General features: G+C 70.0%; 23 protein-coding genes. 12 read left to right on the top strand and 11 right to left on the bottom strand.

Annotation, left to right across the window (positions count from 1 at the left end):
* Nucleotides 1-32 precede the first annotated feature (32 nt).
* From QE399_RS08090 to fba, 5 genes are all read right to left on the bottom strand, one after another.
* A complete protein-coding gene (locus QE399_RS08090; RefSeq protein ID WP_309831971.1) occupies nucleotides 33-1,463 on the bottom strand; it encodes an NAD(P)(+) transhydrogenase (Re/Si-specific) subunit beta in 1,431 nt (476 codons plus the stop codon).
* A gap of 235 nt (nucleotides 1,464-1,698) precedes the next feature.
* Nucleotides 1,699-2,022, bottom strand: coding sequence for an NAD(P) transhydrogenase subunit alpha part 2 (locus QE399_RS08085; protein WP_309827840.1), 324 nt, complete (start codon nucleotides 2,020-2,022; stop codon nucleotides 1,699-1,701).
* Between the two features lie 22 nt (nucleotides 2,023-2,044).
* Complete coding sequence (locus QE399_RS08080; RefSeq protein ID WP_309827838.1) at nucleotides 2,045-2,590, bottom strand: phenylacetic acid degradation protein; 546 nt, start codon at nucleotides 2,588-2,590, stop codon at nucleotides 2,045-2,047.
* 130 nt (nucleotides 2,591-2,720) lie between these two features.
* Nucleotides 2,721-3,863, bottom strand: coding sequence for a Re/Si-specific NAD(P)(+) transhydrogenase subunit alpha (locus QE399_RS08075; RefSeq protein WP_309827837.1), 1,143 nt, complete (start codon nucleotides 3,861-3,863; stop codon nucleotides 2,721-2,723).
* Nucleotides 3,864-4,034: 171 nt separating this feature from the next.
* The gene (fba, locus tag QE399_RS08070) at nucleotides 4,035-5,099 is read right to left on the bottom strand and encodes a class II fructose-bisphosphate aldolase (RefSeq protein ID WP_309827836.1); all 1,065 of its coding nucleotides are present in this window, start codon (nucleotides 5,097-5,099) and stop codon (nucleotides 4,035-4,037) included.
* Nucleotides 5,100-5,432: 333 nt separating this feature from the next.
* Here fba and QE399_RS08065 point away from each other — a divergent pair, with 333 nt between their 5' ends.
* Nucleotides 5,433-6,221, top strand: a complete 789-nt coding sequence (locus QE399_RS08065) for a DUF481 domain-containing protein (RefSeq protein ID WP_309827834.1) — start codon at nucleotides 5,433-5,435, stop codon at nucleotides 6,219-6,221.
* Between the two features lie 53 nt (nucleotides 6,222-6,274).
* On the opposite strand, the gene pyk is transcribed toward QE399_RS08065, so the two are convergent.
* A complete protein-coding gene (gene pyk / locus QE399_RS08060) occupies nucleotides 6,275-7,711 on the bottom strand; it encodes a pyruvate kinase (RefSeq protein WP_309827833.1) in 1,437 nt (478 codons plus the stop codon).
* Between the two features lie 728 nt (nucleotides 7,712-8,439).
* On the opposite strand from pyk, the gene QE399_RS08055 reads away from it, so the two are divergent.
* Genes QE399_RS08055 through QE399_RS08045 form a run of 3 tightly spaced genes read left to right on the top strand, consistent with a single transcriptional unit; the run spans nucleotide 8,440 to nucleotide 11,771 of the window.
* Complete coding sequence (locus QE399_RS08055) at nucleotides 8,440-10,383, top strand: TonB-dependent receptor domain-containing protein (RefSeq protein ID WP_309827832.1); 1,944 nt, start codon at nucleotides 8,440-8,442, stop codon at nucleotides 10,381-10,383.
* Between the two features lie 60 nt (nucleotides 10,384-10,443).
* Entirely contained in the window at nucleotides 10,444-10,953 is a 510-nt protein-coding gene (locus QE399_RS08050; protein WP_309827831.1) for an EF-hand domain-containing protein, read from the top strand.
* The gene (locus tag QE399_RS08045; RefSeq protein ID WP_309827830.1) at nucleotides 10,950-11,771 is read left to right on the top strand and encodes a DUF4198 domain-containing protein; all 822 of its coding nucleotides are present in this window, start codon (nucleotides 10,950-10,952) and stop codon (nucleotides 11,769-11,771) included. The genes QE399_RS08050 and QE399_RS08045 overlap by 4 nt, the downstream gene beginning before the upstream one ends.
* A 95-nt stretch (nucleotides 11,772-11,866) precedes the next feature.
* Here the strand turns inward: QE399_RS08045 and QE399_RS08040 are convergent, their stop codons facing one another.
* Both QE399_RS08040 and QE399_RS08035 read right to left on the bottom strand, forming a co-directional pair.
* Nucleotides 11,867-13,363, bottom strand: a complete 1,497-nt coding sequence (locus QE399_RS08040; RefSeq protein WP_309827828.1) for an ATP-binding protein — start codon at nucleotides 13,361-13,363, stop codon at nucleotides 11,867-11,869.
* Nucleotides 13,360-14,106, bottom strand: a complete 747-nt coding sequence (locus tag QE399_RS08035) for a response regulator (protein ID WP_309827827.1) — start codon at nucleotides 14,104-14,106, stop codon at nucleotides 13,360-13,362. Before QE399_RS08035 ends, QE399_RS08040 begins: the two co-directional genes overlap by 4 nt.
* Before the next feature lie 182 nt (nucleotides 14,107-14,288).
* On the opposite strand from QE399_RS08035, the gene QE399_RS08030 reads away from it, so the two are divergent.
* From QE399_RS08030 to QE399_RS08010, 5 genes are read left to right on the top strand one after another with little or no spacing between them, the layout of a single operon-like run.
* Nucleotides 14,289-15,455, top strand: a complete 1,167-nt coding sequence (locus tag QE399_RS08030) for an ABC transporter substrate-binding protein (protein ID WP_309827825.1) — start codon at nucleotides 14,289-14,291, stop codon at nucleotides 15,453-15,455.
* Entirely contained in the window at nucleotides 15,452-16,537 is a 1,086-nt protein-coding gene (locus tag QE399_RS08025; protein ID WP_405043352.1) for a FecCD family ABC transporter permease, read from the top strand. The genes QE399_RS08030 and QE399_RS08025 overlap by 4 nt, the downstream gene beginning before the upstream one ends.
* The gene (locus QE399_RS08020; RefSeq protein ID WP_309827823.1) at nucleotides 16,534-17,334 is read left to right on the top strand and encodes an ABC transporter ATP-binding protein; all 801 of its coding nucleotides are present in this window, start codon (nucleotides 16,534-16,536) and stop codon (nucleotides 17,332-17,334) included. Before QE399_RS08025 ends, QE399_RS08020 begins: the two co-directional genes overlap by 4 nt.
* 54 nt (nucleotides 17,335-17,388) lie before the next feature.
* Nucleotides 17,389-17,889, top strand: coding sequence for an azurin (gene azu, locus QE399_RS08015; protein WP_309827822.1), 501 nt, complete (start codon nucleotides 17,389-17,391; stop codon nucleotides 17,887-17,889).
* 45 nt (nucleotides 17,890-17,934) lie between these two features.
* Nucleotides 17,935-18,600 (top strand): hypothetical protein, encoded by a 666-nt coding sequence (locus QE399_RS08010; RefSeq protein ID WP_309827820.1) that lies wholly within the window; start codon nucleotides 17,935-17,937, stop codon nucleotides 18,598-18,600.
* Here QE399_RS08010 and QE399_RS08005 read toward each other — a convergent pair.
* On the bottom strand, nucleotides 18,597-19,988 hold the full coding sequence (locus QE399_RS08005; RefSeq protein ID WP_309827818.1) for an aminopeptidase P N-terminal domain-containing protein: 1,392 nt from the start codon (nucleotides 19,986-19,988) through the stop codon (nucleotides 18,597-18,599). The two genes, QE399_RS08010 and QE399_RS08005, sit on opposite strands and share 4 nt — an antisense overlap.
* An 83-nt stretch (nucleotides 19,989-20,071) precedes the next feature.
* On the opposite strand from QE399_RS08005, the gene QE399_RS08000 reads away from it, so the two are divergent.
* Nucleotides 20,072-20,833: a hypothetical protein gene (locus QE399_RS08000; RefSeq protein ID WP_309827817.1), complete on the top strand. Its 762-nt coding sequence runs from the start codon at nucleotides 20,072-20,074 to the stop codon at nucleotides 20,831-20,833.
* A 21-nt stretch (nucleotides 20,834-20,854) separates the two neighbouring features.
* On the opposite strand, the gene QE399_RS07995 is transcribed toward QE399_RS08000, so the two are convergent.
* Together QE399_RS07995 and speD are read right to left on the bottom strand one after the other, a co-directional pair.
* Nucleotides 20,855-21,610, bottom strand: a complete 756-nt coding sequence (locus QE399_RS07995; protein ID WP_309827815.1) for a nucleotidyltransferase family protein — start codon at nucleotides 21,608-21,610, stop codon at nucleotides 20,855-20,857.
* Nucleotides 21,607-21,999 carry an adenosylmethionine decarboxylase gene (speD, locus tag QE399_RS07990; protein ID WP_309827813.1) on the bottom strand — a complete coding sequence of 131 codons (393 nt, stop codon included), beginning with the start codon at nucleotides 21,997-21,999 and terminating at the stop codon, nucleotides 21,607-21,609. The genes QE399_RS07995 and speD overlap by 4 nt, the downstream gene beginning before the upstream one ends.
* Nucleotides 22,000-22,246: 247 nt before the next feature.
* On the opposite strand from speD, the gene tkt reads away from it, so the two are divergent.
* Together tkt and gap are read left to right on the top strand one after the other, a co-directional pair.
* Nucleotides 22,247-24,337 (top strand): transketolase, encoded by a 2,091-nt coding sequence (tkt, locus tag QE399_RS07985; protein ID WP_309827811.1) that lies wholly within the window; start codon nucleotides 22,247-22,249, stop codon nucleotides 24,335-24,337.
* 86 nt (nucleotides 24,338-24,423) lie between these two features.
* Complete coding sequence (gene gap / locus QE399_RS07980) at nucleotides 24,424-25,425, top strand: type I glyceraldehyde-3-phosphate dehydrogenase (RefSeq protein ID WP_309827809.1); 1,002 nt, start codon at nucleotides 24,424-24,426, stop codon at nucleotides 25,423-25,425.
* Nucleotides 25,426-25,528 lie beyond the last annotated feature (103 nt).

Here is a 25,528-nt window from a genome sequence, read left to right as displayed (position 1 = left end):
TCGTGCGTGCGCGCCCGTCGAAGCCGGCACGCTCACTCCACAGCCTTGCCGATGTCCTCGACGACCTTCTTGGCATCGCCGAAGACCATCATGGTCTTGTCCATGTAGAACAGCTCGTTGTCCAGGCCTGCATAGCCGGCCGCCATGGAACGCTTGTTGACGATCACAGTCTTGGCCTTGTAGGCCTCCAGGATGGGCATGCCGTAGATGGGACTGCCCTTGGTGAGTGCGGCGGGGTTCACCACATCGTTGGCGCCCAGGATGATAGCCACGTCCACCTGGCCGAATTCGCCGTTGATGTCCTCCATCTCGAACACCTGGTCGTAGGGCACCTCCGCCTCGGCGAGCAGCACGTTCATGTGCCCCGGCATGCGGCCCGCCACCGGATGGATGGCGTACTTGACGCTGATGCCCTTGTCGATCAGCTTCTGCGCGAGTTCCTTCACGGCATGCTGGGCGCGCGCAACCGCCAGGCCATAGCCCGGCACGATCACCACCGACTCCGCCTGGCCGATGATGAAGGCAGCGTCGTCGGCGCTGCCGCTGCGGACCGTGCGCTGCTCGGCCGCGCCGCCGGCCGCAGCGGCCGAGGCATCGCCGCCGAAGCCGCCCAGAATCACGTTGAAGAACGAGCGGTTCATGGCCTTGCACATGATGTAGCTCAGGATCGCCCCCGAGCTGCCCACCAGCGAGCCGGCGATGATCAGCATGCTGTTGTTCAGGCTGAAGCCGATGCCCGCCGCCGCCCAGCCCGAGTAGCTGTTGAGCATGGAGACCACCACCGGCATGTCGGCCCCGCCGATGGGAATGATGATGAGCACGCCCAGCACGAAGGCCAGCGCCAGCAGCAGCCACAGCAGCGGCCGCGCCTCGGTGGCCGTGTAGCCGACGATGAGCGCCAGTGCCGCCAGCCCCAGCAGCAGGTTCAGGCCATGCTGGCCCCGGAATGTCACGGGCGCGCCCTGGAACAGCCGGAACCGGTATTTGCCCGACAGCTTGCCGAACGCGATCACCGACCCGCTGAAGGTGATGGCACCGATGGCCGCGCCCAGTGCCAGCTCCAGCCGGTTGCCGTGCGGCAGCGCCGCCCCCTTGGCCGTGATGCCGAAGGCCCACGGCTCCACGGCCGCCGCCACCGCGATGAACACGGCCGCCAGCCCGATCATGCTGTGCATGAAAGCCACCAGCTCGGGCATCTTGGTCATCTCCACCCGCTGCGCCATCACCGCGCCCGCGGTGCCGCCCACCACCAGCCCGGCCAGCACGTAGCCCATGCCCGGGCCCACGCCGCCGGCCAGCTGCGCGATCAGCGCCGCCGTCGTCAGCACCGCGATCGCCATGCCGGCCATGCCGAAGACGTTGCCGCGGATCGACGTGGTGGGATGCGACAGGCCCTTGAGCGCCTGGATGAAGCAGACGCTGGCCACCAGGTACAGCAGCGTCACCGTGTTCATGTTGAGCATCATGCGTTGCTCCCCGGCACCCGCCGCTGTGGTACGCCAGACCTCCGGGAGGCACGAAGGGCGCTCCACGCCAGCCCATGCACTCCTGCGCAGGCCGCCAAGAAGGCCGTGCCCACTCCCACGCCCACCCCTATTCCGTAGCTGGAGCCGAACAGTGCGCCCGCCGCACCCGCCAGCAGAGCGAAGCGCCCGTAATCCCAGGCGTTGTCAAACCAAGCGCCCCAGCGCCCCGCGGTCATGACGGCTCCTTCGCGGACGGGGCCTTCTTGCGGTCCTTCTTCCTGAACATCTCCAGCATGCGCCGGGTGACCAGAAAGCCGCCGAACACATTGACGGCCGCCAGCGCCACGGCCAGCACGCCCATGGTCTTGCCCAGCGCCGTCTCGGTGAGCGCTGCCGCCAGCATGGCTCCCACGATGACGATGGCCGAGATCGCATTGGTCACCGCCATCAGCGGCGTGTGCAGCGCGGGCGTCACCGTCCAGACGACGTGGTAGCCCACATAGATGGCCAGCACGAAGATGATGAGGTGGATGATGGTGGGAGAGACGGCTTCCATGGCGAACCTCCTAAGGTGGCAATCAGGTGCTGGAGGACCAGGGACCCTGGGCCGCCTTCCTCTTGGCGAAGTAGCTGTCCACCGCCCCCAACAGCTCGCGCTGCGCGGCGTTTTGCGGCGGCTCGATCTGCGCGGCGGCGCGCATGATGGTCTGCAGGGTCTGCAGGTGGTAATCGGTGAACTTGTCCGCGCTCGGCCCGAGCACGGCCGGCAGCTCGGACACCGCCAGCGGCCGGTTGCGCAGCATGTGCCCGCTGGCAATGCACAGGGCCGACGCATCGGATTCGGCCAGGCCCAGGTGCTCCGCCAGCAGCGCCTGCACGCCCGCCTTCTGCTGCGCGCTCACGGAGCCGGTCGCCTGAACCGTTGCCAGAGCCAGCACGGCGACGACGTCCACCGGATGCTCCAGCGTGTAGAGCGGCGGGGTCGTCACCTTCTTCTTCCACGCGCGCCGACGAAAGAAGGTCAGCGGGTTGAGCCACCCCACATCGATGCCGAAGCGCCGCAACGCTTCCATGGCCATCGTGAACGTGATGACCAGCCCCAGAATCTGCAGAACGACGCCCATGGACCTTCCCTCTCTCTTGGTTTGAATCGGTTGGCGGCCAAGCCGCTGAACCGTGCAGCGCAGCCCGCCGGGTTGCGCGCTGGCATGCACGGGTGCGGCAGCATAGCCCGCTCGGTACGGCAACACAGCGTCACGCACGCTGCACGGCCCCGTCGCGGGCGACCAAGCAGGCGGCGACGATATCGTCCTGCAGGTCCACATGGAGGGCTCCCTCGGCATTGAGGATGAGCTTGAGGAAATCCAGCACATTGCGTGCGTACAACGCCGAGGCATCGGCCGCGACCAGCGCCGGCAGATTGGTTTCGCCCACCAGCGTCACACCATGGCGCACCACCGTGCGACCCGCTTCCGTGAGCGCGCAGTTGCCGCCGGGTGCACCGTGCGGCCCGGCCGCGCCGCGGCCAGCGGCGAGATCGACGACGACGGAGCCCGGCTTCATGGACTGCACCATCTCCGCCGTCATCAACAGAGGCGCCTCGCGCCCGGGGATCAGCGCGGTGCAGATCACCACGTCGGCCTGTGCCACGCGCAGCGCCACTTCCGCGCGCTGGCGCGCCAGCCAGCCGGCCGGCATGGGGCGGGCATAGCCCCCCACACCCTGGGCGGCCTCGCGCTCCTCGTCGGTCTCGAACGGCACGTCGATGAAGCGCGCGCCCAGGGATTCGACCTGGTCCTTGACCGATGGGCGCACGTCCGAGGCCTCGATCACAGCCCCCAGGCGCTTGGCGGTGGCAATGGCCTGCAGCCCCGCCACGCCGACGCCCAGCACCACCACGCGCGCCGCCTTCACGGTGCCTGCGGCGGTCATCAGCATGGGAAAGAAGCGCTGGTAGCGGTCGGCGGCGACCATCACGGCCTTGTAGCCAGCGATATTGGCCTGGCTGGAGAGCACGTCCATGCTCTGGGCGCGGGTGGTGCGGGGGGCGGCCTCCAGGGCAAAGGCCGTCACGCCGGCCTGGGCCAGCCGCTCCAGGCCGGGGGCGTCGAAGGGGTCCAGCATGCCGACGAGCGTGGCACCGGGCTGCAGGGCGGCACACTCCGCGGTCTGCGGCGACCGCACCTTGAGCACCAGGGTGCAGCCCCAGGCGGTGGCGGCATCGACGAGCTGCGCGCCCACGGCTTCGTAGGCTGCGTCGGTGACGCTGGCGCGCACGCCGGCGCCGGACTGGATGCAGACCTCATGGCCCTGCGCGCGCAGCTTCTTCACCGTCTCCGGTGTCACCGCTACACGGGTCTCTCCCTCCAAGGTCTCCGCCGGAACACCGATCTGCATGATGTCTCCCCCAGGGCTGGAACGCCGGACGGGAGCCGGCGTTTGGCGAGGGAGCTTACTCCATGCCCCGGCGGAGGCGAAGATCCATGCAAAAGGCCCGGCGGCATCTGCATGCCACCGGGCCTTGGTTCGTGAGCCTGCGGGCCGAGCGGCCCACAGATCAGTGCGGTGTCAGTTCACCACCTGGGCCAGCGCGCCCGAGGCGTACAGGCCGGCCATTTCCTGCAGGCCGCGGCCCTTGATCTTGGCGCCCTGGCCTTCGCAGCCGAACTCGACGTAGCGCTGCTTGCAGATCTGCTTGGCGGCTTCGCGGGCAGGCTTGAGCCATTCGCGCGCGTCGAACTTGTCGGGGTTCTCGGCCAGGAACTTGCGCACCGCGCCGGTCATCGCCAGGCGGATGTCGGTGTCGATGTTGATCTTGCGCACGCCGTACTTGATGGCTTCCTGGATTTCCTTCACGGGCACGCCGTAGGTCTCCTTCATCTTGCCGCCGTACTGGTTGATGACGGCCAGCAGGTCCTGCGGGACGGACGACGAACCGTGCATCACCAGGTGGGTATTGGGGATGCGGGCGTGGATTTCCTTGACGCGGCTGATGGCCAGGATGTCACCCGTGGGCGGGCGGCTGAACTTGTAGGCGCCGTGGCTGGTGCCGATGGCGATGGCCAGCGCATCGAGTTGCGTGGCCTGCACGAACTGCGCAGCCTCTTCGGGGTCGGTCAGCATTTGGCTGTGGTCCAGCTTGCCGACGGCGCCGATGCCGTCTTCCTCGCCGGCGTCACCGGTTTCCAGGTTGCCCAGGCAGCCCAGTTCGCCTTCCACCGTGGCACCGACCTTGTGGGCCATGGCCACGACCTTCTGCGTGACGTCGACGTTGTAGTCGAACGAGGACGGGGTCTTGCCGTCGGACATGAGGGAGCCGTCCATCATCACCGAGCCGAAACCCAGGTTCAGCGCGCCCTGGCACACCTCGGGGCTAGTGCCGTGGTCCTGGTGCATCACCAGGGGAATGTGGGGGTACATCTCGGCCGCGGCCAGGATGAGGTGCTTGATGAAGGGCTCGCCAGCGTACTTGCGGGCGCCGGCGCTGGCCTGCAGGATCACGGGCGCGCCGACCTCGTCGGCCGCCGCCATCACCGCCTGCACCTGCTCCAGGTTGTTGACGTTGAAGGCAGGAATGCCATAGCGGTTTTCAGCGGCATGGTCGAGCATTTCGCGCATCGAGACGAGAGGCATGGGATGGATCCGTTTCAGGTGGGTGAAGGCCCGGGGGCCCGGCAAATGCGGCAAGCGGCGCGGTGGTAACCGCTTGGTAACTCGCGGATTTTATCCGGACACCCCGCGCCGATCGCAGCGCGGGCCAAAGGGTGCCCCGCGCCAGTCGGTGAAGCAGGCAGTATGCCGCCGGTGGGGCGCCCCGAAGCTGCGCCCGTGGAGCCTTGCCCTGTAGGACAGGACCCACACCACGATGGGGAAATGGCTCGTTACAACCCACGGGCTTGCTGCACGGAACTCTGCTGCGGGTGCAGGCACCATCTTGCTCAGGCTTGACCCATCGAAAGGACCCTTGTGCCCCGGAATTCCGCGCTGCACCGCACCCCGCCACTCATCGCATCGCTCGGCCTTGCCGCTGCCCTGGGCCTCCCCGGCCTGGCCCACAGCCAGATCACGCTGAAACCGGACGGCCAATGGCGCTATCTCTTCACGGCCAGCGCCAACGCCACCACGGGCAACAGCGACACGGCCAACCTGAATGCCCAGGGAGATGCCGTACGCCTCACCGACTACGACAAGCTGAGCCTGACCGGCAAGGTCGCCTACGCCAACTCCGATGGCGCCAAGACCACGCAGCGCATGAACGCCGGTGGACAGTACAACCGGGACTTCTCGCCCCTGAACTTCGGCTTCGGCAGCGCGGACTACCTGCGGGACCGCCCATCCAACATCGCCAGCCGGTTCTCGGTGGCGACCGGCGTGGGCCGGCATGTGATCCGCGAGGAGGACCACAGCCTGGACCTGTCCGTGGGCGTGGGCTACAGCGATGACCGCTACGTGGAGCCTTCCGAAGTGGCGGACGCCGTGCGCTCCACCTACGGGCGGCTCGAGGGCGTGCTGGCCGAAGAATCCAACCACCGGCTCACCTCCAACACGAGCCTGCGCCAGAAGTTCACGTTCTATCCCAACCTGCGGGATTCGTCGTCGTACAGAGCGCAGTTCGACGTCGGCCTGAGCGTGGCGATGACGCCCACCATGAACCTGACAACCGGCGTGAACTACCGCTACAACAACGACCCCGGCACGGGCCTCAAGCGCACGGACGCCGCCCTGGTGACGGGCGTGTCGTTCCGCTTCGACTGACGGCGCAGGCGGGCGGGCTGCATCGGCCTGCCGCCGGGGCGCTCAGTGGGCGCTCAGTTCGCCCGGCAGATCTTGAGCATGTTCGTGCCGCCCGGCGCGCCCATCGGCTCGCCGCAGGTGATCACGTACAGGTCGCCCTGCTGCACGATGTTGCGGGTCTTGAGGTGGCCCTCGGCCTGCTCCAGCGCCGTGTCGCGGTCCACGCTGGTGTCCATCAGCAGCGGGCGCACGTTGCGGTACATGGCCATCTTGCGCTGGGTGGCCACCTTGGGCGTCAGGGCATAGATGGGAATGTGGATGCGGTGGCGGCTCATCCACAGGGCCGTGGATCCGCTGTCGGTCAGGGCCACCAGGGCCTTGGCGCCCAGGTGGTGGGCCGTGAACAGCGCACCCATCGCGATGGACTGGTCGATGCGGCCCAGCGTCTGGCCGATGAAATCGGAATCGCGCTCGGGGTCTTCCGCGGCCTCGGCGGCAGCGCAGATCTTGGCCATCTCTTCCACCGTCTCCAGGGGATAGCGGCCGGCCGCCGTCTCGGCGCTCAGCATCACGGCGTCGGTGCCGTCCAGCACGGCATTGGCCACGTCGCTCACCTCGGCGCGCGTGGGCACCGGGTTGGTGATCATCGACTCCATCATCTGCGTGGCGGTGATGACCACCTTGTCCATGTCGCGCGCCATGCGGATCATCTTCTTCTGCAGCGCCGGCACGGCGGCATTGCCCACTTCCACGGCCAGGTCGCCGCGCGCGACCATGATGCCGTCGGAGACGCGCAGGATCTCCTCCAGCAGCGGCACGGCCTCGGCCCGCTCGATCTTGGCGATCAGGCCGGGCTTGTGGCGGAATTCGGCCGCAGCCACGTTGCACAGCTGGCGCGCCATTTCCATGTCGGTGGCGTTCTTGGGGAAGCTCACGGCCACATAGTCGGCCTGGAAGCTCATCGCGGTCTTGATGTCCTCCATGTCCTTGGCCGTCAGCGCCGGGGCCGTCAGCCCGCCGCCCTGCTTGTTGATGCCCTTGTTGTTGGACAGCTCGCCGCCGATCTTGACGGTGGTGTGCACGGCCTCGCCGCGCACCGCGTCCACCGTGAGCACGATCAGCCCGTCGTTCAGCAGCAGCACATCGCCGGCCTTCACATCGCGCGGCAGTTCCTTGTAGTCCAGGCCCACGCCGTTGATGTCGCCCAGCTCGGTGCGCGACGCGTCGAGGATGAAGGGCGAGCCGGACACCAGCATCACCTTGCCGTCGGCGAATTTGCCGACGCGGATCTTCGGCCCCTGCAGGTCGGCCATGATGGCCACCTCGCGGCCCGCGCGCTGCGCGGCCTCGCGCACGGCGGTGGCACGGTCGATATGGTCCTGCGCCTTGCCATGGCTGAAGTTCAGCCGCACCACGTTCACCCCGGCGCGGATCATCTGCTCAAGCAGCTGCGGGTCGCTGGAGGCGGGGCCCAGGGTGGCGACGATCTTGGTGGCGCGGCGAATTTGCATGGCGGTGTGGTCTCTCATCTGGCTGTAATCGGGTTTCAATTCTGCATGAAAAGCGGTTACACCGTCTTGGTGGAGACCCCGGGCCAGCGCGGTGTTCGGCTGCCGCGCAGGCGGGCCGCCGCGGCTGCACATCCGCCCGGCTGCCGTCTTGACCCGCCTCAAAATCTTAATGAGATACATTCTCATTTGTGACACAATCGGCCGGTGAGCCAGAGAACCACCCGGCACGGCGGCGCCGCCCGGGGCCACGCGTGATCGCCACGCACGGGGTATCCAGCAGACAACCCCTTCCGACACTTCCATGGTTCACCGTCTGCACCCGCGGCCCGCCGCTCTCCCGGCCTCCGTCCTCTTCCCCCGTTCCCACGCCGTGCGCCCCGCCGCCTGGGCCGCCTGCCTTGCCGTGCTGGCCGCTCCGGCATGGGCCCAGGCGCCCGCGCCCCAGGCCGCACTCCCGGTGCAGGTCGCGCAGCTGCCGCAGGTGGACGTGGTGGAAGAGACAGAGCGCCAGCCCGGCACCCTCACCACGGTCAGCGGCGATGCGCTGGAGCGGGCCAATAGCATGAAGGACGTCGTACGCCATCAGCCGCTGGTGGCTGCGCCCGGCACGGTGGCTGGTACCAGCCGCAACCGCAGCAGCTTCGACCGCTCGGGCACCACGGGCTACAACATCCGCGGCATCGAGGGCAACCGCGTGGGCCTGGACGTGGACGGCGTGGAGATGCCCGATGCCACCACCCCGCCCCTACGTGAGCCGCGTGGGGGTCAACACCTTCGGCGCGGGGCGCGACTTCATCGACCCCGAGATGTTCTCGTCGGCCCAGATCCAGTCCGGCACCACCCCGGCACGGCGCACGGCAGGCGGCATCGGGGGCGCGGTGAGCTTCCGCACCAAAGCCGCCAGCGACTACCTGCGGGACGACAAGCCCTCGTACCTGGGGGCCAAGATCGGCTACGACTCGGCCGACCGGTCGTGGAACGAAAGCTTCACCGGCGCGCTGCGCAGCGGCGACGCCGACGGCCTCATCGCCTACTCGCGCCGCGACGGCCACGCCAGCCGCAACCACAGCCCCAGCGTGGACAGCTATCCCAACGACTGGCATTCGAACGCGCTGCTGCTCAAGGGCGGCCTGCGCGTGGACGGCAGCAACCGGCTGGAACTGTCGGCCGACCTGTACCGGCGCCAGAACGACACCTTCTTCCACGGCTGGAACAATGCCGGCACGGCCCTTACCGAAGCCTCCCGCCAGGCCAGCGACACCGAGCGCAACACCCTGCAGCTCACGCACCAGTGGACGCCGCGCAACGCCTGGGTGGACCATGCGGACACGCGCCTGTTCTACCAGGACACGGCCACCCGGGACCTGACCGACACCACCACGCTGGCCACCGGCGCCGCGGTGCGCAACCGCTCCGAGAACCGGACGCGCACCTGGGGTCTGTCCACCACCGCGGACAAGCGCATCGGCCGCCATCTGCTGAGCTTCGGCGCCAACGCCTCCACGCAGGACGTGGACCGCCCGTGGGAGGTGGAGGGCTTCATGAAGCCCCAGCCCGACACCACGACCGACCGCCTGGGGGCCTTCGTGCAGGACGAGATCATCTTCGACGCCGGGGGCCAGCGCCTGGCCGTGATTCCCGCCCTGCGCGTGGACCGCGTGAAGATCCAGACGCGCGACCTGTCCAACTTCGTCGGCGGCGTGCTCACCGAGCAGGATGTGCAGCGGCTCTACGGCAGCCCGCCGGCGACCACCATCGTCAGCCCCAGCCTGGCCGTCACCTACGACCTGGCGCCGCGCCTGCGCAGCTACGCGCAGTACAAGCGCGCCGGGCGGGCCCCGTCGCCTGGCGAGATCTTCGGCTCGTGGAACATGGCCAGCAACTACGCCACCGGCAACCAGTACGCGCTGGTGGGCAACCGCGACCTGAAGGAAGAGACCAGCGACGCCTTCGAGCTGGGCCTGACCGGCCACCCCACCGCCGGTGTGCAGCTCCACAGCGCGCTGTTCTACACGCGCTACAGCGACTTCATCGCCTACACGCGCTACACGCGCGCCAGCGCGCCGGGCCTGTTCACCAACGTGCCGGCACACATCGGCACCATCTACCAGGCAGAGAACCGCGACGAGGCCACGATCTACGGCTTCGAACTCAGCGCCCGGCTGGAGCACGGGCAGTGGAGCCCCGCCGCCCAGGGCCTGTACACGACCTGGGCGCTGGGCCTGAGCCGCGGCACGTCGCGGTCGAACTACGCCGGCGACCGCAAGGTGGACCTCGACTCCGTGCTGCCGCGCAAGGCCATCATCGGCGTGGGCTACGACGCGCCCATGCGCCGCTGGGGCCTGAACCTCACCGGCACCTTCGTGGCCGGCAAGCGGGCCGAGGCCACCAACCGCGACAGCTTCACCAACAACCCGGGCGCATCCCTGGGCGACGCCAGCACCGAACTGTTCCGCGTGCCCGGCTACGCCACCTTCGACCTGAGCGGCTACTGGCAGCTCAACCCCAGCGTGCGGCTGCAGGCCGGCATCTACAACCTGGGCGACAAGCGCTACTGGGACTACGCCAGCGCCCGCAACCTGCAGCCGGCGCTGGCACGCGACCAGCGCGACATCGAACTGCTGACCTCTGCCGGCCGCACCGTCGCGGTGTCGATGTCGGTCGCGTTCTGAACAGGCTGGCAACTCTCCGTTGATTCCCCGTCCACCCCCATGACCCCAAGGAACCCTTCCATGACGCATCCCCGACCCCTGTCCGCCCGCCTGGGCTGCCTGGCCGCAGCGGCCCTGCTGGCGGCCTGCTCCGCCGCACCGTCCGCACCTGCACCGTCCGGCGCCGCCGGCCCTGCCCGCCCCGCCGGCGGCCACGGCAACGCGGCCTTCATCGGCGGCTACGACGCCAACCACGACGGCCGCGTCACCCGCGCCGAGTACGACGCCGTGCGCAAGCAGCGCTACACGGCGGCCGACACCAATGGCGACGGCTGGCTGAGCGAGGCCGAGTACGTGGCCGAGTTCCAAGGCCGCCTGCAGCAGCAATACGCCGACCAGAAGCGCCTGCCGGACGACGCCTATGCCGGCTCGCTGAAGCAGGCGCATGTGCGCTTCGGCGTGCTGGACAAGAACAAGGACGGCCGCCTGTCCGCCGACGAAGAGCAGGCCATGGCCGACCGCACCTTCCAGAACGCGGACACCAACGGCGACGGCGTGGTGGACGCGGCCGACGCGAAGAAGAAGCCATGAGCGGGGCTGCGTTCCCTGCGCGCGCCGCGGCGGCCCTGGCAACCTTGCTGGCGCTGGCACTCGGCGGCGGTGCGGCACACGCCCACACGCCCTACCTGCTGCCCGCCAGCTTCGAGGTCGAGCCCACCGGGACGATCAGCGTGGACGCGGGCTTCACCGAGAAGTTCTTCCTGCCCGACGTGGCCTTCGGCGACACGCGCTTTGCCCTCACCACACCCGACGGCAGCGTGCTGCCCTTCGGCGATGTGCGCCAGTTCAAGACGCGCACCGTGGCCGAGCAGCAGCTGCCCGGCGCCAAGGGCACCTACCGCCTGAGCACGGGCCCGCGCCTGGGCGCGATCTTTCGCAGCTGGGACCTGAACGGCAAGGTGGAGGTGGCGCGCGACCCGGCCACGCCCGTGCCGGCCGGCGCCAAGCTGCTGAGCCACTACCAGTCGCTGTCCATTTCCGAGGCCTATGTGACCGCCGGCGCGCCCACCAAGGCTGCGCTGGCGCCTTCGGGCCAGGGCCTGGAGATCGTGCCCGTCACGCACCCGAGCGACCTGTTCGCGGGCGAGACCTTCGAGTTCACCGTGCAGTTCAACGGCCAGCCGCTGGCCGGGCAGAAGGTGGACATCTACCGCTCGGCCATGGACCTGGCCAGCCAGCACAGCGCCGAGAGCCTGAAGACCGACGCGCAGGGCCGCATCCGCTACGCGATGCAGCAGCCCGGCGTGTACCTGGCGCTCATCCGCCACCGTGCGACGGCACCGGTCGGGGCGGCGGCGCCGATGTACGGCCACAACTACACGCTCACCTTCCGGGTGCTGGCGCCCTGATCGGGGAACTTCAATAAAGATAGCTGTCAGCGCTCGTATTCAAAGGGATTCAGATAGTTTTCTATTTGAACTCCTTACATAGCAAGCGCAAGCAGCTATCTTTTTGATACTGGCATCCGGGCCGGCACCCGCGGCAGTTCCACCCGTGCATCGAGCCCGCCTTCGACGCGGTTGACCAGCTCCAGCCGCCCGCCATGGGCGCGCGCCACGGTGTCTGCAATCGACAGCCCCAGACCGAACCCGCCCGAGGCCGCATTGCGCGAGCCCTCCACGCGGTAGAACGGCTCCAGCACGTGTGGCAGGTGCGCCGCGTCGATGCCCGGGCCGTCGTCGCGCACCGTGATGCGCAGCGCCTGCGGCGTGTCCTCGATCCACACCTGCGCGCTGCCGGCGTAGCGCAGCGCGTTCTCCAGCAGGTTCTGCAGGCCGCGGCGCAGGCTTTGCGCGTAGCCCGCCAGAGGTGCCTGCGCCGCGCCGTGCACGGCGATGGTCTGGCCCGTGGATTCGTGCAGGTCCTGCACCAGGCCGCCCACCAGCGCGTTCATGTCCACGCTCTGGCGCGGGCCTGGCGCCTCCGTGCCGCGCAGCACGTCGAGCGTGGCGGCCACCATGCTTTCCATCTCCTGCAGATCGGCGCGGAACCTGGCGCGCAGCGCCTCGGGCTCCAGCATCTCGGTGCGCAGGCGCAGCCGCGTGATGGGCGAGCGCAGGTCGTGCGAGACCGCGGCCAGAAAGCGCGTGCGTTCCGCCACGCTGTCGGCAATGCGCCGCTGCATGGCGTTGAACGCCTGCGCTGCCTGGCGCACCTCGCGCGGGCCGGTGGTATCGAGCGGCGGGCTGTGCAGATCCTGCCCCAGCGCGTCGGCCGCGCGTGCCATGCGCGCCAGCGGCCGCATGGCGATGCGCACGGCCAGCAGCGCCACGGCGACCACCACGGCGATGCGCAGCAGGTAGATGCGCAGCACATAGTCCGCCAGCGCCGAATACGGCCGCACGGCGTAGCCCGATTCGTCCTCGCGCGCCTGCACCTGCAGCCACTGGCCGCCGCCCAGGCCCAGCAGCAGGTGCACCTGGGCCTCGGGCTCGCGCGCCGTCAGCAGCGCGCCGGTGCCGGCGCTGTCCCCGCCATCCCCACGCAGTTGCACCGACAGCAGGCGCAGCGGCACGGGCGCCCCGGCGCGCCGCGCCAGCACATCGGCCACGATCTGGCGCGCGGCCGCGTCGGGAACGGCATCCGGCGCCACCGGCGCCGCAGCCAGCGCATCGGCGGTGCCGTCATCGATCAGCGCCAGCCCGTGGTCGGCCGAGGCCAGCGTGCGCGCCGCAGCGGCGCGTGCCTCGGGCGGCAAGGACGAGAGCAGCAGCAGCGAATCGGCCGCCCGCGCGGCCACCACGCGCAGCGGCACCTCCAGCAACTGGCCGCGCCGCATGTCCCACCAAATCGTGCCGGTGAGCGCCTGCGCGGCCAGCATGCCCGCCACCAGGATGGCGACGATGCGGCCGGTGAGCGTCTGCGGCCACAGCGCACGGCCCAGGCGCCGCAGCAGGCCGCCGGCCGGTGGCTCCAGCGCGGATTCGGCAGCGCCGCTCATGGCTGCGGCTGCGCCACCACGTCGCAGGCCAGCTGGTAGCCCGCGTTGCGCACGGTGCGGATCAGGCGCGCCTGGCGCGGGTCGTCCTCCAGGTGCTGGCGCAGGCGGCTCACGCACACGTCCACGGCGCGGTCGAGCGCCGAACGTTCCTTGCCGAAGGCGTGCTCGGCCAGGTAGTCGCGGCTGAGCGTGCGGTGCGGGTTCTGCGCCAGCGCCTGCATCACGCGGAAGTCCGACTGCGCCAGCGCCACCACCACGCCGGCGGGCGAGACGAGCTGGCGCGCCCGTGCATCCAGGCACCAGCCCGCAAACTGCAGCGCGGCCGCCATCTCGGGCTCGTGCAGGTGCGCCGGCAACTGCCGCGCGCGGCGCAGCACCACGTTGATGCGGGCCAGCAGCTCGCGCGGATCGAAGGGCTTGGGCAGGTAGTCGTCCGCGCCCATCTCCAGCCCCAGGATGCGGTCGAGCAGCGCACCCCGTGCCGTGAGCATGACCACCGGAATGTGCGTGCGCTCGCGCAGCGCGCGGCACAGCGCCAGGCCGTCGGTGCCGGGCAGCATCAGGTCGAGCACCACCAGATCGGCCGTGTGCCGCGCCAGCCATTGCCACATCGCATCCCCGTCGGCCACGGCCGTGGGGCGCAGGCCCGCCGCGCGCAGGTAGTCGCACAGCAGCTCGCGGATCTCGGGGTCGTCGTCCACGATGAGGATGCGTGCGCCCTCGGCACCCGTCGGCGCACTCATGCCGGCCCCCTCCGGGCGTGGATTTGTAATGGAATATGTTGGCCGCCAGCACTGCAACATGGCATTGCATTCGGGCCCCGGGACACCGCCCGTTCGATCGATCGCCTCACTAGAGTGCACCGTTTTCAACAAGAACGATTTGCATTCTAAGGATGCCCTCCGCGCGCATCGCGGCCCGTGCCATGACCTCTCGCTCTCTTCTCCGCCGCGCCCTGCTGCGCGTGTGCACCGCCGGCGCGCTCTGCGCCTCCTTCGCCCTGCCCTCGCTGGCGGCACCGCCGCGCACCGTGGTCGACATCGTCGGCCGCACGGTCGAGATCCCTGCCCAGGTCGATCGCATCCTGCTCGGCGAAGGCCGGTTCCTGTATGCGCTGGCGCTCATCGAAGGCGGCCAGCCCCTGGCGCGCATCGCCGGCTGGCAGGGCGAGCTGCCGTTCGCCGACCCCAATGGCTATGCCGACGTCCGCAAGCGCTTTCCGGCCATCGACCGCATTCCCGTGATCGGGCGCACGTCGGAGGACAGTGTGAGTTCGGAGCAGAGCGTCTCCACCCGCCCCGACATCGCCATCTTCGGCCTGGGCGGCCACGGCCCGGGACGCCAGAGCGGGCTGGTGAAGGAGCTGGAGAAGGCCGGCGTGCCCGTGGTGTTCATCGACTTCCGCGCCCAGCCCGTGCAGCACACGCTGGCCAGCATGCGCATCCTGGGCCAGGCCATCCACCGCGAAGCGGCCGCCGAGGCCTATGCGCGCTTCTATGAAGAGCACCTGCAGCGCGTGCGCTCGCGCGTGCAGTCCATCCCCGATGCCCAGCGCCCGCGCGTCTTCGCCGAGCTGCTGGCCGGCGTGTGGGACGGCTGCTGCCACACCGTGGGCCAGGGCAACATGGGCGAATTCATCACCGCAGCGGGCGGCGTGAACGTGGCCGAAGGCAAGGTGCCGGGCGCCATCGGCGACCTGCACCTGGAGGCGCTGATCGCGCAGGACCCGGCGGTCTACATCGCCACCGGCAGCCGCCCGCAGGGCAACCGGCTGATGCTCAAGGCCGGTGCCGGCGTGGCGCCTGCGGACCTGTCGGCCAGCCTGCAGGCGCTGACCGCACGCCCGGGTTTCGAGGTGCTGCCCGCCGTGCGCCAGGGCCGCGCCCATGGCCTGTGGCACAACTTCTACGACGCGCCGACCAACATCCTCGCCATCGAGGCCATGGCCAAGTGGTTCTATCCCGAGCGTTTCACCGACCTCGATCCGCAAGCCACGCAGGACGAGATCAACCGCCGCTTCCTGAAGGCCCTGCCGCTGCAGGGCGCGTACTGGGGCGACCTGCGCCCCGCCCCCGGCGGAGCGGCGCGTTGAACGCGGCCACCACGCCCGCCCTCCCGCTGTCCGCCACCGCCCCGCAGACACCGTTGCAACAGGCCTACCGCCGCCTGGCCGGGCTGCGCCTGCTGGTGCTGGCAGCGCTCGCCACCGGCATCGCCGTGGCGCTGCTGCTGGACTTCACGACCGGCCCCTCGGGCCTGACCCTCGCGCAGTTGCGCGACACGCTGCTGGATGCCGCCCACGCACCGCCCGCACTGCGCGTGATCGTCTGGGACATCCGCATGCCTTACGCGCTGATGGCCGTGGCCGTGGGCCTGGCGCTGGGCCTGGCGGGTGCGGAGATGCAGACCGTGCTCGCCAACCCGCTGGCCAGCCCGTTCACGCTGGGCCTGTCGTCCGCCGCAGCCTTCGGCGCGGCGCTGGCCATCGTGCTCGGCTGGAGCGTGCCCGGCGTGCCCGCCGCATGGGCCGTGCCGGCCAATGCCTTCCTCTTCGCCATGGCCTCGGCCCTGCTGCTGGACCTGGTGGCGCGCTGGGGCGGCATGAGCGCCACGGGCGTGGTGCTGTTCGGCATCGCGCTGGTGTTCAGCTTCAACGCGCTGGTGTCGCTGCTGCAGTTCGTGGCCACGGCCGAGGCGCTGCAGGGCCTGGTGTTCTGGACCATGGGCAGCCTGTCGCGCGCCACCTGGCCCAAGCTGGCGGCCCTGGCGGCGGCGCTCGCGGTGGTGGTGCCGTTCTCGCTCGCCAACGCCTGGCGCCTCACCGCCCTGCGCCTGGGCGAAGACCGCGCTGCCAGCTTCGGCGTGGACGTGCGCCGGCTGCGCCTGGGCGCGCTGCTGCGCATCAGCCTGCTGGCCGCGCTGTCGGTGGCCTTCGTGGGCAGCATCGGCTTCATCGGCCTGGTGGCGCCGCACATCGCGCGCCGGCTGGTGGGCGACGACCACCGCTTCTACCTGCCGGCCGCAGCGCTCACGGGCGCGCTGGTGCTGTCGCTGGCCTCCATCGCGTCCAAGACGCTGATCAACGGCGTGGTCATTCCCGTGGGCATCGTCACCTCGCTGGTGGGCATTCCGTTCTTCCTGGCCATCGTGCTGCGCACGCGGGGGCGCGCATGAGCGCCGGCCTGCACATCGAACGCTTGGGCGTGGCCTACGGGCGCCGCCGCGTGATCGACGGCCTCAGCGTCGCTGCGCTGCAGCCGGGCACCGTGACCGCCGTGCTGGGGCCCAACGGCAGTGGCAAGTCCACGCTGCTGCGGGCCCTGGCGGGACTGGTGCGCGCCGAGGGCCGCGTGACGCTGGAAGGCCAGGCGCTGGAGCGCGCCAGCCTGGCCGAGCGCGCGCGCCGCATCGTCTACCTGCCGCAGGCGCTGCCCGCGGCCGTGCACCTGCGCGTGGTCGAGTCGCTGCTGGCGGCGCGCAATGCCTCGCCCCACGACGCCCGCACCGGCGACGGCCTGCGCGCGCACGACGCCGTGCAGGAGGGCGCAACGCTGCTGGAGCGCCTGGGCATCGCCCACCTGGCCATGCGGCACCTGGACGAGCTCTCGGGCGGGCAGGCGCAGCTGGCCGGCCTGGCGCAGGCACTGATCCGCCAGCCGCGCGTGCTGCTGCTGGACGAGCCGCTGTCCGCGCTCGACCTGAACCACCAGTTCCACGTGATGTCGCTGGTGCGCGAGGAAACCGAGCGCCACCGGATGGTCACGCTGGTGGTGCTGCACGACCTGGGCGTCGCCCTGCGCCACGCCGACCGCGTGCTGGTGCTGCGCGACGGCCGGTTGCAGGCCGACGGCCCGCCCGCCCGGGCCATCGACCCCGCGCTGCTGGCGCGCGTGTATGGCGTGCAGGCGCGCGTGGAGCCGTGCTCGCGCGGGGTGCCGCAGGTCATCGTGGACGGACTCCGTGCCGCTTGACGCCGCCCGGCCCGCCCCCTCTCCCCCTTTCTTTCACCTCCTGAGGAGTTATCCATGTCCCATCTGTCCTGGTCCCGATCCGTGCTGAGCGGCCTCGCGCTGAGCGCCCTTGCCACCCTGGCGCAGGCCCAGCCTGCCCACCCTGCCGGCCACACGCCGACCGCCAGCGCCTGCGAAGCCTCGATCGAGGGCCAGCCCGGCAAGCGCTTCAGTGCGCAGGAAATCCGCGTGAGCCGCCAGTGCGCCACCTTCACCGTGCACCTGGTGCACACCGGCAAGAAGCCCTGGCAGGAAGCCGGCCACAACTGGGTGCTGGCGCGCTCGGCCGACATCGATGCCGTGATCGCCGCAGGGCTGAGCGCTGGCCCGGACCGCGCCTGGGTCGCCCAGGGCGATGCACGCGTGATCGCCGCCACGCAGATGCTGTCGGGCGGCGAGCACGCATCCGTCACCTTCCCCGTGTCGCGGCTGAAGGCGGGCGAGCGCTACACCTACTACTGCTCGTTCCCCACGCACGCCGAGCCCATGCGCGGCCAGCTGGTGCTGGTGGACTGATCCACCGTCGCCCCCTTGCCAACGCCCGATCCCTGCCTGTCGCCGATGCCCACCACATCACCCCGGAATCCCATCGCCCTCGCCGCCATCGCCTTCGGTTTGATCGCCAGCTATCTGCTGGCGCCCCTGCTGCCGCACTGGACCGGCTGGGAAAACGGGCCCGTCGAGAACGCACAGGCCGCGCTGCTGTTCTGGGGCGGCGTCTCCGCATTGCACTGCGCCGCCCAGTCCGAAGCCGGGCGCCTGCGCGCCTTCTGGTGGATGGTGGCACCGATCTGGTTCATCATGGTCGGCCGGGAACTGAGCTGGGGTGCGGCCCTGCTGACGCCGCTCGACTTCTCTGCACAGACGGGGCCCACGTTCTCCTCCACCCAGCAGCTTGACTACAAGCCCGCCGTGGCCCCCGTGGTCGGCATGCTGGCGGCCTTCAGCCTGGCCGTGTTCGTGCGCACGCGGCAATACCGCACCCTGCAGTCCCTGTGGCTTCGGCGCGCCTTGCCGCTGGCGGAAATCGGACTGTTCGCGGCGGCCCTGCTGCTGTCCACCGCCGCAGAGGGGCACATGGGCCTGTCCATTCCCTGGACCGAAGAATGGGCGCTGCAGAACCTGGAGGAACTGGCGGAACTGTGCGCGTATGCCGCGCTGTTCTGTGCCCAGTGGCGCGTGAGAGCCTGCTTGCGATCTTGCGAAGGGCAGCAAACGAGCGCTTAGGCGCGCATCAGCGCTTCGATCTCGTCGGCCTTCACGGGCACGCCCCGCGTGATGAGCTCGCAGCCGCTGTCGGTCACGATGGCGTCGTCCTCGATGCGGATGCCGGTGTTCCAGTACGCCTCGGGCACACCCTCGGCCGGGCGCACGTAGATGCCGGGCTCGATGGTCAGCACCATGCCGGGCCGCAGGATGCGGCTCGGGCGGTTCTTGATGGCCTCGCCGGAGAGCGGATCGCGCCGCTCGCTCACCTGGCCCAGCTCGCTGGGCTCCACGTAGCTGCCGCAGTCGTGCACGTCCATGCCCAGCCAGTGGCCGGTGCGGTGCATGTAGAACTGGAAGTAGGCCCGGCTGTCGATCACGTCCTGGGCGGAGCCCACCTTGTTCTTGTCGAGCAGGCCGAGGTCGAGCATGCCCTGCGCCAGCACGGCCACGGTGGCGTCGTGCGGGTCATTGAAGCGTGCGCCGGCGCGGGTGGCGGCCACGGCGGCCTCCTGGCTGGCCAGCACCAGGTCGTACAGCGCGCGCTGCGGCCCGGTGAACTGGCCGTTGGCCGGGAAGGTGCGCGTGATGTCGCTGGCATAGCCGTCCAGCTCGCAGCCGGCGTCGATCAGCACCAGCTCGCCGGCGCGCACTGGAGCGGCGTCGGCGCGGTAGTGCAGCACGCAGGCGTTGGCGCCTGCGGCCACGATGGAGTTGTACGCCACGGCCTGCGAGCCGTGGCGGCGGAATTCATGCTGCAGCTCGGCATCGAGGTGGTACTCCCGCACGTCCTGGCCATCGCGCAGCATGCGCGCGCTGCACTGCATCGCGCGGATGTGCGCACCCGCGCTGATGACCGAGGCGGCGCGCATGATGTCCTGCTCGTGCGCGTCCTTCACCAGGCGCATCTCGTCAAGCAGGGTGCACAGATCGTCCTGCTGCGCCGGGCACAGCGCGCCGTAGCGCACGCGGGCCCGCACCTGGTTGAGCCAGCCCTCCACGCGCGCGGCCAGCCCGGCATGGATGGCGAACGGGTACCAGACGCGGCTGCGGTTCTCCAGCAGGCGCGGCAACTGCGACTCCAGTTGGGCGGACGATTGCGCCGCATCCACGCCCAGCGCGGCCACGGCGGCGTCCGGTCCCAGGCGGTAGCCGTCCCAGATCTCGCGCTCGAGGTCCTTGGGCTGGCAGAACAGCGTGCTCGTGCCGTCGGCCGCCAGCACCAGGCAGGCGCCCGGCTCGGTGAAGCCGGTCAGGTAGTAGAAGTAGCTGTCGTGCCGGTACAGGTAGTCGGTGTCGCGGTTGCGCAGCCGCTCCGGGGCCGTGGGAATGATGGCGATGCCGCCCTCGCCGAGCATCGAGGCAAGGCGGGCGCGGCGCTGGGCGTAGAGGGCGGTCGAGGCGGTCATGCGCGCCATTGTGCTTGCATCTGCAAAGCCCCGGCGCATGGCAGACTCCGCCCCTCCGCCCCTCCGCCCCTCCGCCCCGTTCCATGTCCGGCCTTGCCTCTTCGCTGCTGCGCTTCATCGTCGCCACGCTCCTGCCGCTCACCGGGCTGCTGCTGACCGGGGCGCTGCTGGTCTACGCCGTCTACGCCCGCTGGGCGCCGCTGACGCAAAAATGGGTGCTCACCCGGCGGGCGCTGCAGGTGCTGTGGGGCGTGGCGCTGGCCTGCGACGCCGTGCTGGCCGCGCGCCTGTACCTGGCGCACAGCGCACAGCAGGCCTGGCAGGACGGCGCCGCGCTGCGCGCCAGCCGCCAGCGGTTCGTGCTGCCGCAGGACTTTGCGTATGGCGAGCTGGTCATTCCCGCCGGCAGCCTCGTCAACCGCACCGATCCGTTCGACCGTGGCGAGCCGCACCGGCCCCTGGCCCTGCACGGCCTGGAAGCCGTACGTTTCGCGCAGCCGGTGGAGGTGGCCGGTGTGCGCGCCAGTGCCCTGCAGGTGACGCCGGCGCGCGTGGAACTGGCGCAGGACCAGCGCCTGGGCCCGCTCTACCGCTACGACGCCGCCACCCGCGCCTGGGTGGTCCACCGGGCGGTGCCGGCCCTGGCCTGCAAGCGCGGGCAGATCGCGGTGTTCGAGGTGCCGCACATCGCCTACGACGTGCAGGCCGAGATCGGACAGCCGCCGCCGGACGGCCCTGCCGCGCGCTTCCGACCCAGCCAGTGGCTGCTGCGCGGCTGCGAGCCGGGCCCGGCCATCGCGGTGGAGCCTGCGGCGCCGGCGGTGGCGGTGGCGCCCGCCCGCTAGCGGCGCACCGCGGCGGCCGGCTCAGCGGTTCAGGTCGGCCAGCCGCTCCGGCGTGCCCACGTCGGTCCAGCGGCCGGTGTAGAGCGACGCGGTGACGCGCCCGGCGTCCATGGCGCGGCGCAGCAGCGGGCCCAAAGCGGCCTGCGCGCCGCCCGGGTTGCCCGCCGGGATGTTGCACCACGGCGCGGTGAACAGCGCCGCGCGCAGCAGGGCGATGGTGCTGTAGGTGTAGCGCGGGCCGGGATGGTCGGCCGGCAGGTTCAGCGCACGGCCGTCCTCCGCCAGGCCGAAATCGCCGCGCGCGTTGTGCGCCGGGTTGGGCACCAGCCACAGGTGCGCGAGCGCGTCGGCGTGGGTGAAGCGCTGCGCCGCGTCCGGGTCGAAGACGAAGTCGGGTGCGAACACGTCCCCCGCCGCCAGCCAGAACACCGGGCCCAGCTGCGGCAGCGCGCGGGCGATGCCGCCGGCCGTCTCCAGCGCATGGCCGAAGTCGCGCCCTTCATGCGAGTATGAAATTGATAGCGCCTTGCGCTTATCCAGCAAGGGCTGCGAGGCAAAAACACTGCCAAACCGCTGCGGAATCTGCTCGCCCAGCCAGGCGGTGTTGACCACGGCGCGTTCCACGCCCGCGGCCGCCAGCGCGGCCAGGTGCCATTCCAGCAGGGGGCGGCCCTGCACGGCCAGCAGCGGCTTGGGCGTGGCGTCGGTCAGGGGGCGCATGCGTTCGCCCCGGCCGGCAGCCAACAGCATGGCGGGCAGCGGCAGGGGCCCGCTCATGCGGCCACCGCTTGCGGCAGGGCGCCACGCTGCAGCGCATGGCGTTGCACCTGGGCGGGCTGGAACAGCGCGAGCAAGGCCGCCATCAGCGCCTCGGCCTTGGGGGAATGGTCCGCGCCGAAGTTGCACACGTAGACGTCCAGCGTCACGGCGCTGCGCTCGGGCCAGGTGTGCACGCAGAGGTGCGACTCGGCCAGCAGCACGGTGGCGGTGACGCCGCCCGGACCGTGTCCGGTGGCGGGAAAGGTGTGGAAGAGCTGCCCCACGGCCAGCAGGCCGGCGGCCTGGACGGCGTCGTTACAGGCCTGGCCCAGGGCGTCGGCATCCAGCAGCCAGTGCGGCGCGCAGCGGCAGCCATGGAGATCGGCGGTGAGGTGCAGGCCTTGCATGGGGCAGGACTGTAGTGCATCGCAGGAGCGCGCCGTCGGTCGTGCCAGCGGCCGGCAGCGCAGGTCCGCAGCCACGCCTGGCTGCCCGCCGCCGGGCCTGGGGGCGGCGGTGCGCCTTGCCAGGCGGCAGGCGCCACGGCCGGATCGCGAACCCGCGGCAGGGGTACCCCGGCCCGCGAAAGGCGGCGGGGAACGGGGCCGGTAAAATGCCAGGTTTCCCCCAATCGCCCCTCGGAGCAGCCCCCTGATGGCCAATTCTCAACAAATGGCGAATGCGATCCGCGCACTCGCAATGGACGCAGTTCAACAGGCCAATTCCGGCCATCCCGGCGCCCCCATGGGCATGGCCGACATGGCCGTGGCGCTGTGGGCCCGCCACCTCAAGCACAACCCGGCCAACCCGCTGTGGGCCGACCGCGACCGCTTCGTGCTGTCCAACGGCCACGGCTCCATGCTGCTGTACGCGGTGCTGCACCTGACGGGCTACCCGCTGCCCATCGAAGAGCTGAAGAACTTCCGCCAGCTGCACAGCAAGACGGCCGGCCACCCCGAATACGGCATCACGCCCGGAGTGGAAACCACTACCGGCCCGCTGGGCCAGGGCATCACCAACGCCGTGGGCTTCGCGCTGGCCGAAAAGCTGCTGGCGACCGAGTTCAACCGCGACGGCCATGCCGTGGTGGACCACCACACCTTCGTGTTCCTGGGCGACGGCTGCCTGATGGAAGGCATCAGCCAGGAAGCGATCTCGCTGGCCGGCGCCTGGAAGCTGAACAAGCTGATCGCGCTGTACGACGACAACGGCATCTCCATCGACGGCCAGGTCGCCCCCTGGTTCGTGGACGACACCCCTGCCCGCCTGCGCGCCAGCGGCTGGAACGTGATCGGCCCGGTGGACGGCCATGACGCCGACGCCGTCGATGCCGCCATCGCCAGCGCGAAGACCAGCGCCGACAAGCCGACGCTGATCGTCTGCAAGACGGCCATCGGCAAGGGCTCGCCCAACCGTGCCGGCACCTCCAAGGCGCACGGCGAACCGCTGGGCGCCGACGAGATCACGCTGACGCGCAACGCCATCGGCTGGAACAGCGCCCCCTTCGAAGTGCCCGCCGAGGTGTACGCCGACTGGGACGCCAAGGCCGCCGGCGCCGCCGCCGAAGCCGCGTGGAATGAGCGCTTTGCCGCCTACTCCGCCGCCTTCCCCGAACTGGCTTCCGAGTTCACCCGCCGCATGGCCGGCGACCTGCCCAAGCATTTCGCCCAGACCGCCGTGGACACCGTCGTCGGCGCCCACACTAAGGCCGAGACCGTGGCCAGCCGCAAGGCCAGCCAGTTGGCCCTGGAATCCTTCACCGCGCAGCTGCCCGAGCTGCTGGGCGGCAGCGCCGACCTGACCGGCTCGAACCTGACCAACACCAAGAGCACGCCCGCACTGCGCTTCGACGAAGCCGGCAAGGTGGTGCAGGTGGAAGTGGCCGTGGGCACCGAAACCGCCCGCGTCGGCGGCCGCCACATCAACTACGGCGTGCGCGAGTTCGGCATGGCCGCGATCATGAACGGCGTGGCCCTGCACGGCGGCTACATCCCCTACGGCGGCACCTTCCTCACTTTCAGCGACTACAGCCGCAACGCCATCCGCATGGCCGCCCTGATGAAGCTGCGCGTGGTGCATGTGTTCACGCACGACTCCATCGGCCTGGGCGAAGACGGCCCGACGCACCAGTCGATCGAGCACGTCGCCAGCCTGCGCCTGATCCCCAACCTGGACGTCTGGCGCCCCGCCGACACGGCCGAAACCGCCGTGGCCTGGAGCGTGGCCCTGTCCAACCGCGACAAGCCCACCGTGCTGGCCCTGTCGCGCCAGAACCTGGCTTACGCCGCCAAGACCGACCTGGGCGACATCTCCCGCGGCGCCTACGTGCTGAGCGAACCCGCCGCCGTGGGCCTGAAGAAAAAGCCCCAGGCTGTGATCATCGCCACCGGCTCCGAAGTGCAGCTGGCTCTGGCCGCGCAGAAGCTGCTGGCCGAGAAGAAGATCGCCGTGCGCGTGGTCTCCATGCCCAGCACCACCACCTTCGACCGCGAAGACGCCAAGTACAAGGCCAGCGTGCTGCCGGCCGGCGTGCCGCGCATCGCCGTGGAAATGGGCGTGAGCGACGGCTGGTGGAAGTACGGCGTGTCGGCTGTCGTCGGAATCGACACCTTCGGCGAATCGGCGCCGGCGCCCGTGCTGTTCAAGCACTTCGGCTTCACGCCCGAGAACGTGGCCGACACGGTGCGGGTGGCCATCGGCGCAGCGCGGCTGAAGAAGCAGCCCGCCGCCAAGAAGGCCCACTAAAACCCTCCTGCCCGCCGCGCCCGCCACGCAGCGGGCGGGCGTGGCAGTCCCCAGTTTTCAACTTTGCAATTTTGGAGAGACAAACCATGACCATCAAGATCGGTATCAACGGCTTCGGCCGCATCGGCCGCAACGTGCTGCGCTCGGCCGTGCAGAACTTCTCGGACATCGAAGTCGTCGCCATCAACGACCTGCTGGAGCCCGACTACCTGGCCTACATGCTGAAGTACGACAGCGTGCACGGCCGTTTCGACGGTGACGTCTCCGTCGAAGGCAACACCCTGGTGGTCAACGGCAAGAAGATCCGCCTGACGCAGGAACGCGACCCCGCCAACCTGAAGTGGAACGACGTCGGCGCCGACATCGTGATCGAATCCACGGGCCTGTTCCTGGACAAGACCACGGCGCAAAAGCACATCGACGCCGGCGCCAAGAAGGTGCTGCTGTCGGCCCCGTCGAAGGACGACACGCCCATGTTCGTGTTCGGCGTGAACCACGACACGTACGCCGGCCAGGCCATCATCTCCAACGCCTCGTGCACCACCAACTGCCTGGCCCCCGTGGCCAAGGTGCTGAACGACAAGTGGGGCATCAAGCGCGGCCTGATGACCACCGTGCACGCCGCCACCGCCACGCAGAAGACCGTGGACGGCCCGTCCAACAAGGACTGGCGCGGCGGCCGCGGCATCCTGGAAAACATCATTCCTTCCAGCACGGGCGCCGCCAAGGCCGTGGGCGTGGTGATCCCTGCGCTGAACAAGAAGCTGACCGGCATGTCCTTCCGCGTGCCGACCTCCGACGTGTCGGTGGTCGACCTGACGGTGGAACTGGACAAGGCCGCCACGTACGACGAGATCAAGGCCGAGATGAAGGCCCAGTCCGAAGGCGCGCTGAAGGGCGTGCTGGGCTACACGGAAGACAAGGTGGTGGCCACCGACTTCCGCGGTGACACCCGCACCTCCATCTTCGACGCCGATGCCGGCATCGCGCTGGACGGCACCTTCGTCAAGATCGTGTCCTGGTACGACAACGAATGGGGCTATTCGAACAAGTGCCTGGAAATGGTGCGCGTGATCGCGGGCAAGTAAGCCCCCGGGCCATCGCCACCCCCCAAAACGCGCCTTCGGGCGCGTTTTTTATGCGCGGCGGCTTTACCACCAGGCCGCTCGGTTATCGTTCCGGTGAATCTCC

Origin of the sequence: Paracidovorax wautersii (assembly GCF_031453675.1) — a bacterium.
Taxonomy (GTDB): domain Bacteria; phylum Pseudomonadota; class Gammaproteobacteria; order Burkholderiales; family Burkholderiaceae_C; genus Paracidovorax.
Note: the sequence above shows the minus strand (reverse complement) of the source record. Positions and strands in the feature narration are given on the sequence as shown.

Excerpts from the sequence above, each read along its gene's own strand:
- QE399_RS08030 (WP_309827825.1), top strand. The coding sequence starts at position 14,289 with ATGACCTCTCGCTCTCTTCTCCGCCGCGCCCTGCTGCGCGTGTGCACC.
- QE399_RS08050 (WP_309827831.1), top strand. The coding sequence starts at position 10,444 with ATGACGCATCCCCGACCCCTGTCCGCCCGCCTGGGCTGCCTGGCCGCA.
- QE399_RS08010 (WP_309827820.1), top strand. The coding sequence starts at position 17,935 with ATGCCCACCACATCACCCCGGAATCCCATCGCCCTCGCCGCCATCGCC.
- pyk (WP_309827833.1), bottom strand. The coding sequence starts at position 7,711 with ATGCAAATTCGCCGCGCCACCAAGATCGTCGCCACCCTGGGCCCCGCC.
- QE399_RS08000 (WP_309827817.1), top strand. The coding sequence starts at position 20,072 with ATGTCCGGCCTTGCCTCTTCGCTGCTGCGCTTCATCGTCGCCACGCTC.
- azu (WP_309827822.1), top strand. The coding sequence starts at position 17,389 with ATGTCCCATCTGTCCTGGTCCCGATCCGTGCTGAGCGGCCTCGCGCTG.
- QE399_RS08040 (WP_309827828.1), bottom strand. The coding sequence starts at position 13,363 with ATGAGCGGCGCTGCCGAATCCGCGCTGGAGCCACCGGCCGGCGGCCTG.
- QE399_RS08055 (WP_309827832.1), top strand. The coding sequence starts at position 8,440 with ATGCCACCACCCCGCCCCTACGTGAGCCGCGTGGGGGTCAACACCTTC.
- QE399_RS08005 (WP_309827818.1), bottom strand. The coding sequence starts at position 19,988 with ATGACCGCCTCGACCGCCCTCTACGCCCAGCGCCGCGCCCGCCTTGCC.
- tkt (WP_309827811.1), top strand. The coding sequence starts at position 22,247 with ATGGCCAATTCTCAACAAATGGCGAATGCGATCCGCGCACTCGCAATG.
- speD (WP_309827813.1), bottom strand. The coding sequence starts at position 21,999 with ATGCAAGGCCTGCACCTCACCGCCGATCTCCATGGCTGCCGCTGCGCG.
- QE399_RS08080 (WP_309827838.1), bottom strand. The coding sequence starts at position 2,590 with ATGGGCGTCGTTCTGCAGATTCTGGGGCTGGTCATCACGTTCACGATG.
- gap (WP_309827809.1), top strand. The coding sequence starts at position 24,424 with ATGACCATCAAGATCGGTATCAACGGCTTCGGCCGCATCGGCCGCAAC.
- QE399_RS08075 (WP_309827837.1), bottom strand. The coding sequence starts at position 3,863 with ATGCAGATCGGTGTTCCGGCGGAGACCTTGGAGGGAGAGACCCGTGTA.
- QE399_RS08045 (WP_309827830.1), top strand. The coding sequence starts at position 10,950 with ATGAGCGGGGCTGCGTTCCCTGCGCGCGCCGCGGCGGCCCTGGCAACC.
- QE399_RS08035 (WP_309827827.1), bottom strand. The coding sequence starts at position 14,106 with ATGAGTGCGCCGACGGGTGCCGAGGGCGCACGCATCCTCATCGTGGAC.
- QE399_RS07995 (WP_309827815.1), bottom strand. The coding sequence starts at position 21,610 with ATGAGCGGGCCCCTGCCGCTGCCCGCCATGCTGTTGGCTGCCGGCCGG.
- QE399_RS08020 (WP_309827823.1), top strand. The coding sequence starts at position 16,534 with ATGAGCGCCGGCCTGCACATCGAACGCTTGGGCGTGGCCTACGGGCGC.
- QE399_RS08090 (WP_309831971.1), bottom strand. The coding sequence starts at position 1,463 with ATGCTCAACATGAACACGGTGACGCTGCTGTACCTGGTGGCCAGCGTC.
- QE399_RS08085 (WP_309827840.1), bottom strand. The coding sequence starts at position 2,022 with ATGGAAGCCGTCTCTCCCACCATCATCCACCTCATCATCTTCGTGCTG.
- fba (WP_309827836.1), bottom strand. The coding sequence starts at position 5,099 with ATGCCTCTCGTCTCGATGCGCGAAATGCTCGACCATGCCGCTGAAAAC.